This is a genomic window from Secundilactobacillus silagei JCM 19001 (assembly GCF_002217945.1).
Lineage (GTDB): Bacteria > Bacillota > Bacilli > Lactobacillales > Lactobacillaceae > Secundilactobacillus > Secundilactobacillus silagei.
Window position 1 is genome coordinate 1 of the sequence record NZ_BCMG01000033.1, and the last position, 497, is coordinate 497.

Genomic DNA, 497 nt, shown 5'->3' on the forward strand with positions numbered 1-497 from the left:
CTCCCCCAAGAGTCCACATCGACGGGGAGGTTTGGCACCTCGATGTCGGCTCATCGCATCCTGGGGCTGTAGTCGGTCCCAAGGGTTGGGCTGTTCGCCCATTAAAGCGGTACGCGAGCTGGGTTCAGAACGTCGTGAGACAGTTCGGTCCCTATCCGTCGCGGGCGTAGGAAATTTGAGAGGAGCTGTTCCTAGTACGAGAGGACCGGAATGGACACACCGCTGGTGTATCAGTTGTGCCGCCAGGCGCATTGCTGAGTAGCTATGTGTGGATGAGATAAACGCTGAAAGCATCTAAGTGTGAAACTCGCCTCAAGATGAGATTTCCCATTCCTTTATGGAAGTAAGACCCCTGAGAGATGATCAGGTAGATAGGCTAGAAGTGGAAGTGCAGCGATGCACGGAGCGGACTAGTACTAATCGGTCGAGGACTTAACCACGAGTAGTGGTGTTCATCGGTAAAAGAAATTGATATTGTCTAGTTTTGAGAGCATCAG

1 rRNA gene is annotated in these 497 nt (G+C 52.1%); it reads left to right on the forward strand.

The window, feature by feature from the left end:
* A 23S ribosomal RNA gene (locus tag CES79_RS12400) occupies positions 1-440 on the forward strand; the annotation flags it as partial.
* Positions 441-497 lie beyond the last annotated feature (57 nt).